The sequence below is a fragment of the Stenotrophomonas maltophilia complex sp. Om-AH-Sm3 genome (assembly GCF_059337855.1).
The window spans coordinates 19,554-35,062 of record NZ_JBYBLQ010000001.1; the positions used below are offsets into that span (position 1 = coordinate 19,554).

Genomic DNA, 15,509 nt, shown 5'->3' on the forward strand with positions numbered 1-15,509 from the left:
GCGTGGCTCGGCAGCGGCTTCTTCCAAGTAAGAGCCCGCATCCACCGAAGTGGAGAACGCGGATTCGATGAATTTTTTCTGACAGCCCACCACCGCGCGGGCCTCAGCGACTGCCGACCCGCACTGTGTCGCCTTCGCGCCTCACCACGAAGCGTGGGTCGCGTTCGAGGAAGGCCTGCAGCGCACCGATGCGATGCGCATCGAGGCTGCCGGACAACCGTGCCGATGCCGCGCCTTCGTCCAGCACGCGCACCTGCACCTGGTTGTGCCGGTTGAAGGCAGCTGCCACCTCATCGAGCCGCTCATCGAGGAAGGACACTTTGCGCTGTTGCCAGTCCAGCAGCATCGACAGCGGCATGTCCACTGACTCGACGGCATGGCTTCGCGCATCGACCTGCACCACCCGGCCCTGCTCCAGCTGGGCCAGGCGGTGGGCACCCGCGCCCTGGCTCCAGACCTCGACCTCGCCGGAGACGACGCCGATGCGTGTGCTCTGCAGCCGTCGCGATACATCGAACACCGTGCCGATATCCCGGATCTCCAGGCCGTTCACTTCCACCTCGAACGGACGACGGTCGCGGGCGATGTCGAACGTGGCCTCCCCCTGCAGCAGCTCCACCTTTCGGCTGAACCAGCCCATGCGTACCCGCAGTCGGCTGTCCGCGTTGAGCCGCACCTGGGTCTGGTCGGGCAGCACCAAGTCGCGGAGTTCACCATGCCCGGCACTGTAGAGCTGCTGGGTGGGCATCACCTGCGGAACCAGGCCCACGCCGATCAGGGCAACACAGGCCGCGGCAGAGACCATCCACCAGCGCACGCGACCGCGACGCAGCACGGCGCGGGGCGGCGCGTGCGCACGACCGAACAGCGGCACCACCTTGGCGGCGACCTGCCGCGGTGGCACCAGCGCCTCATCAGCCAACGGCGATTGCAGCGCCTCGCCCACCTGCCGGTGCAACGCGAGCGCGCGCATGTACGCGCGAACATGCTCGGGCGAGCGCTTCATCCAGTCCAGGAACGCGACACGCCCGGCCTTGTCCAGCCCCCCCTCGCGATTGCACAGGAACCAGTGCGCCGCCTCACGTGCGACCTCGTCGTCAGGCCTGCGTGATGGATACCGATTCATGTGAGCTCCCTGGCGCCCAGCGCCTTCCTGCAGGCGTCAAGCCCCTTGCCGATATGCTTGCGCACCATGTGCACCGACACCTGCAGCTGCTGGCTGATTCCCGGGCAGTCCAGCCCGTCGCGGTAGTGCAGCTCCATCACCCGGCGCGTGGTCGCCGGCAACCGCGCGATGGTGCTGCGGATATCGTTCCAGCGCTGCGCACGCTCGAATTCGCGCTCGATGTCTTCTTCGCTTTTCAGCACTTCGGCCAGCAGATCGATGTCTTCCAGCGGCGGCAGCGACGACCTCACGCGGGCGTGCTCGCGCGCCAGGTTGGCCGCCACGGTGAACAGGTAGGCTTCCGGGTTCTCGACCGCGTCGGCATCCTCGCCGGTGCTGCGCAGCAGCCGCAGATAGACCTCCTGCGCCAGGTCTTCGGCATCTTCGCTGGCCGAACCGCGACGCAGGAAGAAGCCACGCAGCAGCCGGCGCCGCAGTTCGTAGCTCTTCTCCCAGATCCTCACGCTGTTCACGGCCGGCCAACCACCCCGAGGCTGGAAAGCCCAGCAGGGTGACCGCCATCGATGACAGTGGCGTTTCAACGACCGGCAGGCAGCCGCTAGAATGCCGCCCCTGCAATGTCCCGGCAGCCGGCACAAGGAGTGCCCAGCAATGAACGCACGCACCGCCATCCACACCTTCAGCAGCCTGCTGTTCCTGCTGCTGGTCGCCCACACCACCGCCTACCAGCAGCAGATGTGGCCGCCCAGCCGGGTCATCCATGTGCATCCGGTGATCGTCGCCCTCGCCTATGCACTGGGTGTGCTCACGCTGCTGCTGTGGATCGGCGGCGGTCGCGTACCAGAACCGGCCCAGCGTCTGGCGCGCTGGCTGCCCATCGTCGCCTGGTGCCTGCTGTGCGTCGGCGTGGCGGTCATCCCGATGTTCCTGCCTGGACTGTACCCAGCCTGATCAGCGGCGGTACGCAGTGCATCCGCGCATGATGCGGCGCCCGGCACCAACCCTTGCTTGCCAGAGACCCAAGGCGGGCCCGCCTATCGAAGCCGCGGTGCCAGGCCTACGCTTGTCTTCTCGGTGGCCGCCACGGTCGCCCTTCGCGTCACGGCATTGCCGTTGCGACCCCGCTCCAGTGCTGTGCGCCCTGATGGTGTTGTCGCTCAGGCAGACGTCCAAACGGCGCCCTCTGGAGACAGTCATGAACCAAGCCCTGATCCCCTTCGATACCGACCCGCTGGAAACGCGGGAGTGGTGTGAATCGCTGGAGGCGGTGATGCAGGCCGGTGGCCGGCCACGCGCGCACTACCTGATCGACCAGCTGAGCGATCTGGACGCGCAATAGCACGGCGACCTGCATACCCGCGCATGGACGGCCTACGTCAATACCATCCCGCCCGAACGCCAGCCGCCCTATCCCGGTGACCTGGCCATCGAGCGCCGCCTGAACGCGATGATCCGCTGGAACGCGATGGTGATGGTGCAGCGTGCTGGATGCAGGACACCGTCGACAAGTACGGCATCGACACTGGCAAGCACGATCCGGCCGCGGTGTAAGGCGGCTGCGTTCACCACGCCCGTTGTGCGAGCCTGGTGAACGCAGCATCGCTACGGCATGCGCTTGAACAGATTGGTCTGCAGGATCGGCGTGCCGTCGTGGCCGTAGAACGCCTTGGTCTCGGTCATCGTCGCCCGGTCATCCGCCACGGTGTAGATGCGGGTGGAGGCGGGCGTCCCGTGATCCACCAACTGCATCACCAGCGTATTCGGGGCCGGCAGTTTCAGGTTTGCCTTGTCCGCGCCGTAGGTGCCGGACAAGGCACCCGGCGTGCCATCCAGCGCCAACGTGCCGTCGGACTTCATGGTCTTGCCGTCGTGCAGGACGATATCCACGTGTGAGCTCCAGCGGCCACCGCCGGCGTCCTTGAACTCCAGCACCACCTGCTTCGGACGCTGCGCCTCGGGTAGTGCCGAGGTCGCGGTGTCCAGCGACCAGCGCCCCAGCAGCGGCGACGGGGACGCTTCCACGGCCAGCGCCGACCCGGCCGGCAGCGAACACGCACACAACAACACAGCGGACAACAGCTTCATACGTTGCTCCGTTCCAGTGAAGAAGGTGCTGCGTGACGCGTTGTGGGGCGCAGCGCTTCGGATCGTGCACAGCATCAGGGCCCCGCACAAGGCAGGGCGCTGAACGCGCGGCAACCTCGTTCGCGCCTCCCGCGATTCAGGTCTAGCGGCAAGGCCTCATCACGTCCTTGTCGATACAAATCGTTACGTTATAACATTTCACTCCTATTTCACGAGTCCTGCCATGCGTCGCCACCTGCTTGCTGCCGCCATCCTGCTCGCTGTCCACACCGCCCACGCTGCGGACGCGCCTACCCTTCCCACCCTCCAGGTCCAGGCCTCCCCGCCCTCGCGCGTCGACAGCCGGGTCACCGTCGACAATCCACAGGCGCAGAACCGTACCCTCGGAAGCCTGCTCGAACATGTCTCCGGCGTGCAGAGCAGCGCCTTCGGGCCGAACGCGGGCGCCCCGGTCATCCGCAGCCTCAGCGGCAACCGCGTGCAGATCCTGCAGGATGGCCAGTCCATTCTCGGCATGAACGCGATCAGCGGCGACATCAACATTCCGTTCGATCCACTGTTCGTGCGCAGCGTCATCGTCAACAAGTCCTCCGATACCGTGCGCTATGGCGGCAATGCGATCGGCGGCAGCGTGGAGATCGATTCGGGCCTCATCCCGCGCCGCATGGAAGACACGGAGCAGTCGATGGAGCTGGTCCTGCGCCAGGGCTTCAATGCCGCCGACGCGCAGGGCTTCCGCATGAACTTCAACAACCAGCGCAACCTCTCGACCAACCTGCAGGTCTCGCGCCAGCGCATCTCGCACTACGACATCCCGGGCAACAGCAAATCCGACGTCTGCAACACCCGCCTGTTCCCGCCGACCGGCGGCGTCAACTCGGCGCTGGCCGACAGCTGCCAGAAAGAGGCGCGCGTCCAGCAGATCTACAACAAGGCCTCGCAGCCGTACATCGACCAGTTCATGACCGAGAACCCGGACTGGGCCGATGGTGACTTTTCGTTCTACACCAACAACCCGACCTCGGTCTGGCAGCGCCGCACCTACATCAATCCGGTCAACCCCGCCTACGTGCCCGGCACACCGTCGTACGTGCAGAAGCAGATCAACAACGATGTCACGCCCGACTACCATCACCGGCTGGGCAACAGCTACGCGCGCAACTCGCAGGTGGCCTTCGGGTCGACGCTGTTTTTCGACCGTGGCTACGTGGGTGTCAGCATCGATGCCAAAGACAGCGAGTACGGCGTGCCGGGCTTCTCGATGCAGAATCTGTCGTTCGGTTCCAACGATGCCGATGGCCTGCCGGTGGGCGTGGTGATCAAGCAGGAACGCTACGCGCTGGAAGCCCTGCTGCGCGATCCGCTGCCGTGGTTCGAACGCGCAGAGCTGCGAGTTTCCAGGCTGGACAACACTTCGGGCGAGCAGCTGGGCAGCACCCGGGCCAATGACTACGACTTCGAAAGCAGCCAGGTCGAACTGCTGCTCAGTCACCTGCGGCTCGGGCCGCTCAGCGGCCTGCTCGGCTTCAGCCACCAGTCGCGACAGGTCACCGGCGGCGGTTCACTGCGCTACCTGCCCGACGTCGACACCCGCAGCAACGCGGTGTTCCTGAAAGAGGCACTGGACGTCGGCTGGGCCACCTTCGATGCAGGTGTGCGCCACGAGCGCATCGACCACGAGCTGCAGCCCAGCCGCTTCAGGACCGCACGCAACGCCGCCAATACCAAGCTGCAGGACCGTTCCTACCGGCTCAACAGCTACAGCGTGGGCTCCCGTGTCGAGCTCGGTCCTCTGTTCGCCGCCAAGGTGCGCTACGCATCCTCGCAGCGCGCACCGGAGATCAACGAGCTGTATGCCAGCAACGCACACTATTCGGTGATGACCCAGGAAGAAGGCAACCAGAACCTCAAGCCGGAGCGCGCGAAGAACCTGGAGCTGACCGGCCTGTTCCACATCGGTGGCTTCGAACTGTCGGCCACTGCTTACCGGATGAAGTACGAGAACTATCTCTACCTCGGCCATTCCGGCCTGCAGACCGCCAACCGTCTGCCGCTCAAGTACTGGAAGCAGACCGACACCACGGTGAAGGGTTTCGAGATCGACGCATCGCAGGCACTTGACCTGGGCCGCTATGGCACGTTGAACATCTCTGCCTTCGCCGATCTGGTGAAGAACAAGGCGGACCACCCCGATCCGCTGCGCGCCCACAACGATGGCGAGTACCTGCCGAACATGCCGACCAACCGCTACGGCGCCAACCTGCAATGGCAGCGCGAAGGCTGGAAGGCGCAGCTGTCGAGCACCTACTACGACACGCAGGAGTACCTCGGCCGCAACGTCAGCGAGGAGATCCCGCTGGATGCGTTCAACCTGGTTGACCTGCAGGTCAGCCGCGAACTGCCGGTGCGCAGCAGCTACATCGCCGGCATGGAAGTGTTCGTCAACGGCAGCAACCTGCTCAATGAGGAAGCGCGTCCACACAACTCGCCACTGAAATACATCGCGCCACTGCCGGGGCGGGGCTTCCAGGTGGGTGTGACGCTAAAGCTCTGAGGAGAGCCTGATTCGGCCACCATCCAGCGATCAATGATCGCTGGATGGCACGCCGGGACCTGCATCCGTGCAAAGAAAAACGCCTGCAGATCGATGATCTGCAGGCGCTTCTTTGTATCTGGCGGAGTGAGAGGGATTCGAACCCTCGATAGAGCTTTTGACCCTATACTCCCTTAGCAGGGGAGCCCCTTCGGCCACTCGGGCATCACTCCGGGGTTTTCTCCGCGTCTGGTGCGTTGCACCTCAGCGGGGCGTGAATCATAACGTTAATCGAGTGCGAAGGTAAAGCGTTATTCGGCAGAATTTTCGCTACCGGTGCCACCGGCTTCATCACCACGCTGGATGCGCTGATAGATCTCTTCGCGATGCACAGCGACGTCCTTCGGCGCGGTGATGCCGATACGCACCTGGTTACCCTTGACGCCAAGCACGGTGACGCTCACCGAGTCTCCGATCATCAGGGTTTCGCCGACGCGGCGAGTCAGGATCAACATTTTTGTAAGTCTCCATGGAACCGTGTGGAAGGGTATCCCCCACCGGCTTGACGCTCCGTCAAGAAGCGCTACCACGACAAAGGGAAAAGATTCGCAATGGTACCGTCAGCCGTCCCGCTCCTACAAGGAGGGGGACGGCCAGGTTCATCACAGGCGGGGGCTGACCCATTCGACGACTGCAGCCAGCGCAGTGGCAAGGGCGGGCCCGTCCTCGCCACCACCCTGGGCGAGGTCCGGGCGTCCGCCGCCCTTGCCCCCGATCTGACCGGCGATATGGGACAACAGTTCCCCGGCCTTGACCTTGCCCATTGCGCTGCCGTTCACGCCTGCGACCAGGGCGGCCTTGCCGTCCTGGGCGCCGGCCAGCACGATCACCGCGTCGCCCAGCTGCTGCTTGAGGCGGTCCATGGCGTCACGCAAGGCCTTGGCGTCGAAGCCCTCCAGGCGGGCGGCCAGCACCTTCACGCCAGCAACCTCGACGGCCTGGCCGGACAGGTCGGCCGTGGCACCCGCAGCAACCTTGGCCTTCACGCCTTCCAGTTCGCGCTCCAGCTGCTTCTGGCGCTGGCCGAGGGCACGGATCTTCTCGACCACGTCGGCAGCGCTGCCACCGAGCAGCTCAGCGGCCTCGGCCAGGCGGGCCTCTTCGGCGTCCACGTAGTCCAGCGCGCCCTGGCCGGTGACGGCCTCGATGCGGCGCACGCCCGCGGAGACGCCACCCTCGGAGGTGATCTTGAACAGGCCGATGTCGCCGGTACGGTTGACGTGGGTGCCACCGCACAGCTCGGTGGAGTAGTCACCCATCTTCAGCACGCGCACCTGCTCACCGTACTTCTCACCGAACAGGGCCATCGCGCCGAAGTCCAGCGCTTCCTGCATGCCCATGGTGTGCACTTCGGCGGCGTTGTTGGCACGCACCTGCTGGTTGACCTTGCGCTCGATCACCGCCAGTTCTTCCGCGCTGATCGGCTGGAAGTGCGAGAAGTCGAAGCGCAGACGGTCCGGCGCGACCAGCGAGCCCTTCTGCTGCACGTGAGTGCCCAGCACTTCGCGCAGCGCGGCGTGCAGCAGGTGGGTGGCCGAGTGGTTGAGGATGGTGGCGCCACGGCGCTCGCCATCGACCTGGCCGGACAGCACGTCGCCGACCTTCAGGCCGCCTTCGGACAGGGTGCCGACGTGGCCATGGAACTGGCCGGCGAACTTCTGGGTGTCTTCCACCACCAGGCGCACGCCGTTGCCGGTCAGCACGCCGGTGTCGCCGACCTGGCCGCCGGACTCGGCGTAGAACGGGGTCTGGTTGGTGATGACGATGACTGCGTCACCCGCATCGGCCGACTGCACCGGACGACCGTCCTTGAGCAGGGCCAGCACGCTCAGGCCGTCGGCCTGCAGGCGGTCATAGCCCAGGAACTGGGTCGGGCTGAGGGTCGCCACCAGCTCGGCTGGCAGGGTCACGCCGCCACCGAACTTGCCGGCCGCGCGCGCGGTCTCGCGCTGCTGCTCCATCGCGGCATCGAAGCCGGCGATGTCGACGGTCAGGTCGCGCTCGCGGGCGATGTCCTGGGTCAGGTCGAGCGGGAAGCCATAGGTGTCATACAGGCGGAAGGCGTCAACGCCCGGGATCACGCCATTGCTGGCCTTGCCGGCCACGTCCTCGAAGATCTTCATGCCGGCATCGAGGGTTTCGGCGAAACGCTCTTCCTCGGCCTGCAGCGCACGGGTGACAGTGTCCACCGCAGCCGGCAGTTCCGGATAGGCCTCGCCCATCTGCTCGACCAGCGTCGGCACGAGCTTGCTGAAGAACGGCTGGCGCACGCCCAGCATCCAGCCGTGGCGCAGGGCGCGGCGGATGATACGGCGCAGCACGTAACCCCGGCCTTCGTTGGACGGCAGCACGCCGTCGACGATCAGGAACGAGCAGGCGCGGATGTGGTCGGCAATCACGCGCAGCGACTTGTTCTCCAGGTCGGCGGTGCCGGTCAGCTCGGAGGCCTTGCGGATCAGCGCCTGGAACAGGTCGATCTCATAGTTGGTGTGCACGTGCTGCAGGATTGCCGCCAGGCGCTCCAGGCCCATGCCGGTATCCACGCACGGCGCCGGCAGTGGCACCAGGGTGCCGTCGGGCTGGCGGTCGAACTGCATGAACACCAGGTTCCAGATTTCGATGAAGCGGTCGCCGTCTTCATCCGGGGAACCCGGGGGGCCACCGGCGATATGGTCACCGTGGTCGTAGAAGATCTCGGTGCACGGGCCGCACGGGCCGGTGTCGGCCATCTGCCAGAAGTTGTCCGAGGCAAACGGTGCGCCCTTGTTGTCGCCGATGCGCACGATGCGCTCTTCCGGTACGCCGACCATGTCGCGCCACAGCTCGTAGGCTTCGTCATCGGTCTGGTAGACGGTGACCAACAGGCGTTCAGCCGGCAGCTTCCAGACCTGGGTCAGCAGTTCCCAGGCCCAGGCGATCGCGTCCTTCTTGAAGTAGTCGCCGAACGACCAGTTGCCCAGCATTTCGAAGAAGGTGTGGTGGCGTGCGGTGTAGCCGACCTGGTCGAGATCGTTGTGCTTGCCGCCCGCGCGCAGGCAGCGCTGCACGTCGGCCGCGCGCACGTAGCTACGCTTCTCCGCGCCAAGGAACACGTCCTTGAACTGCACCATGCCGGAGTTGGTGAACAGCAGGGTCGGATCATTGCCCGGCACCAGCGGCGCCGAGGGCACGATGGTGTGGCCTTTGCCCTTGAAGAATTCAAGGAAGTCGCTGCGGATCTGGGATGTCGTGAATTTGGCGGATGCGTTCATTGGGGGCTGGCAGTCTGCGGGCCGGCGGACCCGGACCACTGGCCGTGTTGGCCAGGGTCGTGAGGGAGCGCCGAAAACCTAAAGGGTATCAGGCCCGGCGCCGCCAGTCTCAGTCATCCGGGTCGTAGCGGGTCGCACGGCGGATGCTGTCGCCGTCGAAGCCCCGTCGGGCCAGCAGATCGGCGGCCTTGCGCCGCTGCGTCAGGTCCTGCGGACCGGCCTCGCCAAAGCGCCGGCGGACCAGATCACGGGCATTTTCCTGCCAGTCGCCATCGTAACTGTCCATCGCCGCGGCAATCGCGGCACTGTCCAGGCCATGGGTGCCCAGCTCGGCGCGGACATGGATCGGGCCATAACCCGTATTGGCGCGCATCCGCACCAGGTTCTCGGCAAAACGGGTGTCGTCCTGCCAGCCCGCTTCGGTCAGCTTGGCGACAGCGGCCTGCGCGGCTTCGTCTTCGATGCCACGGGCGGTCAGCTTGCGGGTGAGTTCCTTGCGCGAGTGCTCGCGGCGGACCAGCAGGCCCAGCGCCCGTTGTACGGGAGTCTGCTCACGCTGCCGGCGCTTGCGGCCGGTAGGAATGTCTTCGGCGTCGGACATCGATGCTCCAAGGGTGGCGCCGTCCTTGGCGCCCTGCCCATCCCTGGGCGATTCGAACCTGCGGGACAGGGCGACGTCACTGACGGCGCCGCCCTGCCCCACAGCAAGCCTTACTCGTCGTCGCCTTCGTCGTCGCCTTCCTCGCGGGCCGCTTCGGCCGGCTGGAATTTCTCACGCAGCTCGGCCTCGAGCTTGGCGGCGACGGTCGGGTTGTCGCGCAGGTAGCCGCGGGCATTGTCCTTGCCCTGGCCAATGCGCTCTTCACCGTAGCTGTACCAGGCGCCGGCCTTCTCGACCAGCTTGGCATCCACGCCCATGTCGATCAGTTCGCCCTCGCGGCTGATGCCTTCGCCGTACAGGATCTCGGTGATGACCTGCTTGAACGGAGGCGCCAGCTTGTTCTTGACGACCTTGATCTTGGTCTGGTTGCCGATGATCTCATCGCCCTTCTTGATCGCACCGATACGGCGGATGTCCAGGCGGACCGAGGCGTAGAACTTCAGCGCGTTGCCGCCGGTGGTGGTTTCCGGGCTCTGGCCCGGCATCATCACGCCGATCTTCATGCGCAGCTGGTTGATGAAGATCACCAGGGTGTTCGAACGCTTGATGTTGCCGGTCAGCTTGCGCAGCGCCTGGCTCATCAGGCGGGCCTGCAGACCCGGCAGCTGGTCACCCATTTCGCCTTCGATTTCGGCCTTCGGGGTCAGCGCGGCGACCGAGTCGACCACCAGGATGTCAACCGAGCCCGAACGGACCAGCATGTCGGCGATTTCCAGCGCCTGCTCACCGGTGTCCGGCTGCGACAACAGCAGGTCGTCCACGTTCACGCCCAGCTTCGCGGCGTAGATCGGGTCAAGCGCGTGCTCGGCATCGATGAAGGCCGCGGTACCGCCCATCTTCTGGCATTCGGCGATGGCCTGCAGAGTCAGGGTGGTCTTGCCCGAGGATTCCGGCCCGTAGATCTCAACGACACGGCCCTTCGGCAGACCGCCAATGCCCAGTGCGATGTCGAGCATCAGCGAACCGGTCGGGATGGCTTCGACGGGCTCGACCACGCGGTCGCCCATGCGCATCACCGAGCCCTTGCCGAACTGCTTCTCGATCTGGCCCAGAGCAGCAGCCAAGGCGCGCTTCTTGTTCTCGTCCATCGTATTGGTCCTTGCAGAGGTCATGTCGTTGGGGGTGCTGTCTTTGGGGGTCTTCTTTGCCATGGGTTCACTTTAAGTCGGACGTATCGCACAGGCTGAGATTCTGCCTGGCGCTCTGAAAAGAATTATCGGACATCCGTACCAACCTCAGTGGAACCAGAGAATCGCCACAAAAGACCGCGGGGTAATGCGCTATGGAGCGGGTCAACGATTGGGCCGAAGCAGGCCGCAATAGAGGCCTTCGATCGCAAAATCCTGGTCCGGCAGCACCTCGATCGGCTTGTAATCAGGATTGCGCGGCAGCAGGCGGATGCGGTCCTTGGCGATCTTCAGCAGCTTGACGGTGATCTCGTCATCGATGCGGGCCACCACGATCTGCCCGGAACGGGCGTCGCGGGTGCGGTGCACGCCGATCAGGTCACCGTCGAAGATGCCCTCATCGATCATCGAGTCGCCCTGCACTTTCAGCAGGTAGTCCGGCGCCGGCGAGAAGAACACCGGGTCCAGCACCACGAAATCGTCGGAGCCGATGTCGGCACCGATCGGCAGGCCGGCAGCGACCCGGCCCAGCACCGGCAAGCGCAGCACGCTGTCCGGAAGGCCCGGCTCGGCCAGCTTTTCGACCGGCGGTGCCTGCACCAGGCGGATGCCGCGAGCCTGGCCCGGGATGCGACGGATCGCACCGGCCTGCTCCAGGGCTTCCAGGTGGTACTGGGCCGCACGCACGCCCTTGAAGCCGAACGCGCGTGCGATTTCAGTCTGCGACGGCGGTGCGCCTTCGCTCTCGATACGCTCGGCGATCAACTGCAGGATCGCCTGCTGGGTGTCGGTCAGGTCCATGGTTAGTAGTATTACTACTAACGCACACAACTGCAAGTGCCGGGTACGACAAACAGGTGATGGGATCTGTAGTGCCGAGCCATGCTCGGCAGTTGGGCCATTGGCCGGGCGGCAAAGGCAAAAGCAAGAGCAGCCGACCAGCGGTCGGCCCTACAGGAATCGCGCAGCGATTCCACGGTTCCGATGGGGAACCGCTGCGGCAAGCACACTATGTGTGCTTGCCGCTCCTCCATATGGAGAACAGGATCCACACGCCGCAGAAGCCGGCGCCGATGAAACCGCACACGCCAAGTGCCAGCAGCCAGCGACTGGAGACCCCGCCAACGCTGTGCATCACGATCGAGGACCCGATGATCAGCGCGGCGGTGACGATACCCATCACCAGCCGGTTCGCTGCCCGATTCACCTGTTCGCCAAAGCCCTGCAGCGCAGTGGTTTCCACCTTCAGCTGGAGGCGGCCGCGGCGTGCCGCCTGGACCAGCTTGCGCAGGTCGCGCGGCAGTTCCCCGGCGAAGTCGACCAGGCCCAGCAGGCTGCGTCGGCCACGCTTGAGCAGCGCCTTGGGCGCATAGCGCTGCAGCACCACCCGTTCCAGGAACGGGCGCGCGGCACTGGCCATGTCGAAATCCGGGTCCAGCTGGCGCCCCATGCCTTCCAGGGTCAGGAAGGCCTTGATCATCAGCGCCAGATCGGCCGGCAGGGTCAGGCTGTAGCTGCGCAGCAGCTGGGTGATATCGCCCAGCATCAGGCCGATGCGCAGGTCCTTCAGCGGCACGCCGCGATACTGGTCGACGAACTGGCTGATGTCGTGCTGCAGGCGGTTCTCGTCCACTTCCACGCCGCCGGCCCAGTCCAGCAGCACATCGGCCACGCTCTGCGGGTCCTGCTCGACCAGCCCGTGCAACAGCTGCGCGACCTGGAAGCGGCGCACTTCGGACAACGCGCCGACCATGCCGAAGTCAATCACGCCGATGCGGCCGTCACGCAGGTAGAAGATGTTGCCGGGGTGCGGGTCGGCGTGGAAGCAGCCGTCCTCCAGCACCATCTTGAGCACGATGCCGGCACCGCGCCGAGCCAGTTCGCGCCGGTCCAGGCCCGCCGCATCGACGCCGGCCAGGTCACGCCCGGGAATGCCGTCGACGAAGTCCTGCACATTCAGGCTTTCACAGGTCCACTGCCAGTGCACGCTGGGGATCAGGATGTCGTCACGGCCGTTGAAGTTGCGTGCGATGCGTTCGGCGTTGCGGCATTCGGCGGCGAAATCCAGCTCGCGTCGCAGCGACACGGTGAACTGCTGCACGACCTCGGCCGGACGATAGCGGCGCAGGTCCGGCAGCCGCGCCTCGACGATTTCGGCCAGGCGCGCCAGCAACCGCAGGTCGGCCTCGACCACGTCGCGGATACCCGGGCGCCGTACCTTCAGCACCACCTCGCGGCCGTCATGCAGGCGCGCGCGATGGGCCTGCGCCAGCGAGGCGGCGGCCATCGGGATTTCATCGAGGAAGGCGAACACGTCTGCAGGCGAGGCGCCCAGGTCGGCCTCCAGCTGCTCGCGGATATCGGCATAGGGCAGCGCGGGTACCGCGTTCTGCAGCTCGGACAGTTCAGCGATCCATTCCGGCGGCAGCAGGTCGACGCGCGTCGCCAGCACCTGACCGAGCTTGACGAAGGTCGGGCCGAGATCCTGCATCGCGCTGCGTACGCGCACCGGCGCGGTCATCCGCAGCAGTTCCTGGCGATCCTCGTTCCAGTGCAGCAGGCGCCCAGCGCGCTCCAGCGTGGTGGCCAGGCCGATGCGCCGCACCACGTCACCGAAACCATAACGGATCAGGACAACCGCAATTTCCTGCAGTCGGCCCAGGTCACGGACCGTGCCCAGCGTTTCCCACATCATGCGTGCTCCGGACGATTACCGGAGCAGCATGTCACAGCTGGGCGTCGATGCCGCGCAATGCCGCCGCCACGGTTTGCCGGCGGATGGCTTCGCGGTCGCCCTCGAACTGGAACAGCTCGGCGCGGGCGTAGCCGCCGCGCCGCTTCCAGCCGATCCAGACGCTGCCGACCGGCTTGCCAGGGCTACCGCCGCCGGGACCGGCGATGCCGGTCACTGCCACCGCGATGCCGGCCCCCGAGTTGACCAGCGCACCGGAAACCATTTCCAGCACGGTTTCGCGGCTGACTGCGCCAAACTGCTCCAGCGTCTGTGCGCGCACGCCGAGCAGGCGCTGCTTGGCTTCGTAGCTGTAGACCACCATGCCGCAGTCGAAGAATGCCGACGAACCTGCGATGTCGGTCATGCACTTTGCAATCCAGCCACCACTGCAGCTTTCAGCGGTCACCAGCTGCAGCGAGGCCTGCTCGAGGCGCTGCCCAAGCGCGGCGGACTGGATATTGAGTTCAGCGTCGGTGGGGATGGACATCGGCATGACGGTGGGGTGAAGAACCTGCACGTTGTACCGCAGATGACAGGCAGATGTCGCGCCCATCCGGGACGGTTGCGCTGCCGGCCGGCGGCCGGCACTCGCCGGCCCTGCCAGGTGCTACCTCACCACTCCGGCAGTTTCTCCGGCAGCAGCGCCCGGATCGGTGCGCCGTCGGCACTGGCGGCCAGCTTCTCGGCTTCGGCAATCGGCAAGTCGACATGCAGCAGCCAGCCTTCCTCATCAGCCTGCTCGCTGCGGATCACTTCCAGCTGGTGCAGGCGCGCGCGCAGGCGGCCGGCATCCGGCGGCAGGCGCAGTTCGCCGGTGACATGCTGCAGGCCCAGGCGCTTGCCCAGCACCGCCTGCAGCAGCTCCAGCCCCCGCCCGTCACGCGCGGAAATCCACACCCGCTCACGACGCGACTCATCCGGGATACCGTCCTGGCCATCGTGGCGCACGTCGGCACCGTCGATGCGGTCGATCTTGTTGAACACCAGCAATTGCGGCAGGTCACCGGCACCGACTGCGGTCAGCACCTCGTCGACCTGGGCGATGCGCTCCTCGCGGTGCGGATCGGCAGCGTCGACCACATGCAGCAGGAAGTCGGCCTCGCGCGCCTCGGACAGGGTCGAGCGGAACGCCGCGACCAGATCATGCGGCAGATCGCGGACGAAACCGACGGTATCGGCCAGCACCACGTTGCCCCCCGGAACCGCAATGCGGCGCACGGTCGGATCCAGCGTTGCGAACAGCTGGTCGGCGGCATAGGCCTCAGCGCCGGTCATGGCGTTGAACAGAGTCGACTTGCCGGCGTTGGTGTAGCCCACCAGGGCCACGCGCGGCAGCTCGCTGCGCACACGCGCACGGCGCATCTGGGTGCGCTGTACTTCGACCTTTTCCAGGCGCTTCTGCAGCTGCTCCACCCGCTTCTGCAGCAGACGGCGGTCAGTTTCCAGCTGGGTTTCACCCGGTCCGCGCAGGCCGATCGAACCGCCGCGCTGGCGCTCCAGATGGGTCCAGCCGCGCACCAGCCGCGTAGCCAGGTGGCGCAGCTGTGCCAGTTCGACCTGCAGCTTGCCTTCGTGGCTGTGCGCACGCTGGGCGAAGATGTCCAGGATCAGGCCGGTGCGGTCGATCACCCGGCGCTCGAGGAAACGTTCCAGGTTGCGTTCCTGGCCCGGGCTCAATGCATGATTGACCAGGATCAGGTCGGCCCCGCTGGCGTCGGCCGCAGCCTTGATCTCGTCCAGCTTGCCGCTGCCTATCAGGGTCGACGGATTCGGACGGTCCAGGCGCGCAGTGATCGTCGCGGCGATGCTGGCCCCGGCCGAGCGGGCCAGATCACCGAATTCTTCGAGCACATCGTCTTCCAGCTTGCCGAAATGGGGCTGGATCAACAGGGCGTGTTCACCCTTTTTCGAGCGGTCAAACATTCACCGCTC

At 65.8% G+C, this 15,509-nt stretch carries 13 protein-coding genes, 1 tRNA gene and 1 pseudogene; 3 read left to right on the top strand and 12 right to left on the bottom strand.

Annotated elements, in window-relative coordinates:
• Positions 1-103 precede the first annotated feature (103 nt).
• Together AC10QF_RS00065 and AC10QF_RS00070 are read right to left on the bottom strand one after the other, a co-directional pair.
• Positions 104-1,126 (bottom strand): FecR family protein, encoded by a 1,023-nt coding sequence (locus tag AC10QF_RS00065; RefSeq protein ID WP_494541541.1) that lies wholly within the window; start codon positions 1,124-1,126, stop codon positions 104-106.
• Positions 1,123-1,638: an RNA polymerase sigma factor gene (locus AC10QF_RS00070; RefSeq protein ID WP_005416095.1), complete on the bottom strand. Its 516-nt coding sequence runs from the start codon at positions 1,636-1,638 to the stop codon at positions 1,123-1,125. Before AC10QF_RS00070 ends, AC10QF_RS00065 begins: the two co-directional genes overlap by 4 nt.
• 139 nt (positions 1,639-1,777) lie before the next feature.
• Between AC10QF_RS00070 and AC10QF_RS00075 the strand changes: the two genes are divergently transcribed.
• Together AC10QF_RS00075 and aceE are read left to right on the top strand one after the other, a co-directional pair.
• Complete coding sequence (locus AC10QF_RS00075; RefSeq protein ID WP_065179451.1) at positions 1,778-2,077, top strand: hypothetical protein; 300 nt, start codon at positions 1,778-1,780, stop codon at positions 2,075-2,077.
• A 244-nt stretch (positions 2,078-2,321) separates the two neighbouring features.
• A pseudogene (gene aceE, locus AC10QF_RS00080) lies at positions 2,322-2,615 on the top strand (pyruvate dehydrogenase (acetyl-transferring), homodimeric type); the annotation flags it as partial.
• 113 nt (positions 2,616-2,728) lie between these two features.
• Here the strand turns inward: aceE and AC10QF_RS00085 are convergent.
• Positions 2,729-3,211 carry a hypothetical protein gene (locus AC10QF_RS00085; RefSeq protein WP_005416092.1) on the bottom strand — a complete coding sequence of 161 codons (483 nt, stop codon included), beginning with the start codon at positions 3,209-3,211 and terminating at the stop codon, positions 2,729-2,731.
• A gap of 223 nt (positions 3,212-3,434) precedes the next feature.
• On the opposite strand from AC10QF_RS00085, the gene AC10QF_RS00090 reads away from it, so the two are divergent.
• Positions 3,435-5,765 carry a TonB-dependent receptor gene (locus tag AC10QF_RS00090; RefSeq protein WP_494541542.1) on the top strand — a complete coding sequence of 777 codons (2,331 nt, stop codon included), beginning with the start codon at positions 3,435-3,437 and terminating at the stop codon, positions 5,763-5,765.
• Between the two features lie 119 nt (positions 5,766-5,884).
• Here AC10QF_RS00090 and AC10QF_RS00095 read toward each other — a convergent pair.
• The 9 genes from AC10QF_RS00095 to hflX form a co-directional block, all read right to left on the bottom strand.
• Positions 5,885-5,977 (bottom strand) — tRNA-Ser (locus tag AC10QF_RS00095).
• Between the two features lie 78 nt (positions 5,978-6,055).
• Complete coding sequence (gene csrA, locus AC10QF_RS00100) at positions 6,056-6,259, bottom strand: carbon storage regulator CsrA (protein WP_004152909.1); 204 nt, start codon at positions 6,257-6,259, stop codon at positions 6,056-6,058.
• A 147-nt stretch (positions 6,260-6,406) separates the two neighbouring features.
• Positions 6,407-9,055 carry an alanine--tRNA ligase gene (alaS, locus tag AC10QF_RS00105; protein WP_069137908.1) on the bottom strand — a complete coding sequence of 883 codons (2,649 nt, stop codon included), beginning with the start codon at positions 9,053-9,055 and terminating at the stop codon, positions 6,407-6,409.
• A 109-nt stretch (positions 9,056-9,164) separates the two neighbouring features.
• A complete protein-coding gene (gene recX / locus AC10QF_RS00110) occupies positions 9,165-9,656 on the bottom strand; it encodes a recombination regulator RecX (protein ID WP_005416047.1) in 492 nt (163 codons plus the stop codon).
• Positions 9,657-9,766: 110 nt separating this feature from the next.
• Positions 9,767-10,804, bottom strand: coding sequence for a recombinase RecA (recA, locus tag AC10QF_RS00115; protein ID WP_005416046.1), 1,038 nt, complete (start codon positions 10,802-10,804; stop codon positions 9,767-9,769).
• Between the two features lie 204 nt (positions 10,805-11,008).
• A complete protein-coding gene (gene lexA / locus AC10QF_RS00120; protein ID WP_494541543.1) occupies positions 11,009-11,644 on the bottom strand; it encodes a transcriptional repressor LexA in 636 nt (211 codons plus the stop codon).
• A gap of 208 nt (positions 11,645-11,852) precedes the next feature.
• Positions 11,853-13,535, bottom strand: a complete 1,683-nt coding sequence (gene ubiB / locus AC10QF_RS00125; RefSeq protein ID WP_053499129.1) for a 2-polyprenylphenol 6-hydroxylase — start codon at positions 13,533-13,535, stop codon at positions 11,853-11,855.
• Between the two features lie 34 nt (positions 13,536-13,569).
• Positions 13,570-14,064: a CinA family protein gene (locus AC10QF_RS00130; protein WP_005416043.1), complete on the bottom strand. Its 495-nt coding sequence runs from the start codon at positions 14,062-14,064 to the stop codon at positions 13,570-13,572.
• A 125-nt stretch (positions 14,065-14,189) separates the two neighbouring features.
• A complete protein-coding gene (hflX, locus tag AC10QF_RS00135) occupies positions 14,190-15,500 on the bottom strand; it encodes a ribosome rescue GTPase HflX (RefSeq protein ID WP_005416042.1) in 1,311 nt (436 codons plus the stop codon).
• Positions 15,501-15,509: the final 9 nt, after the last annotated feature.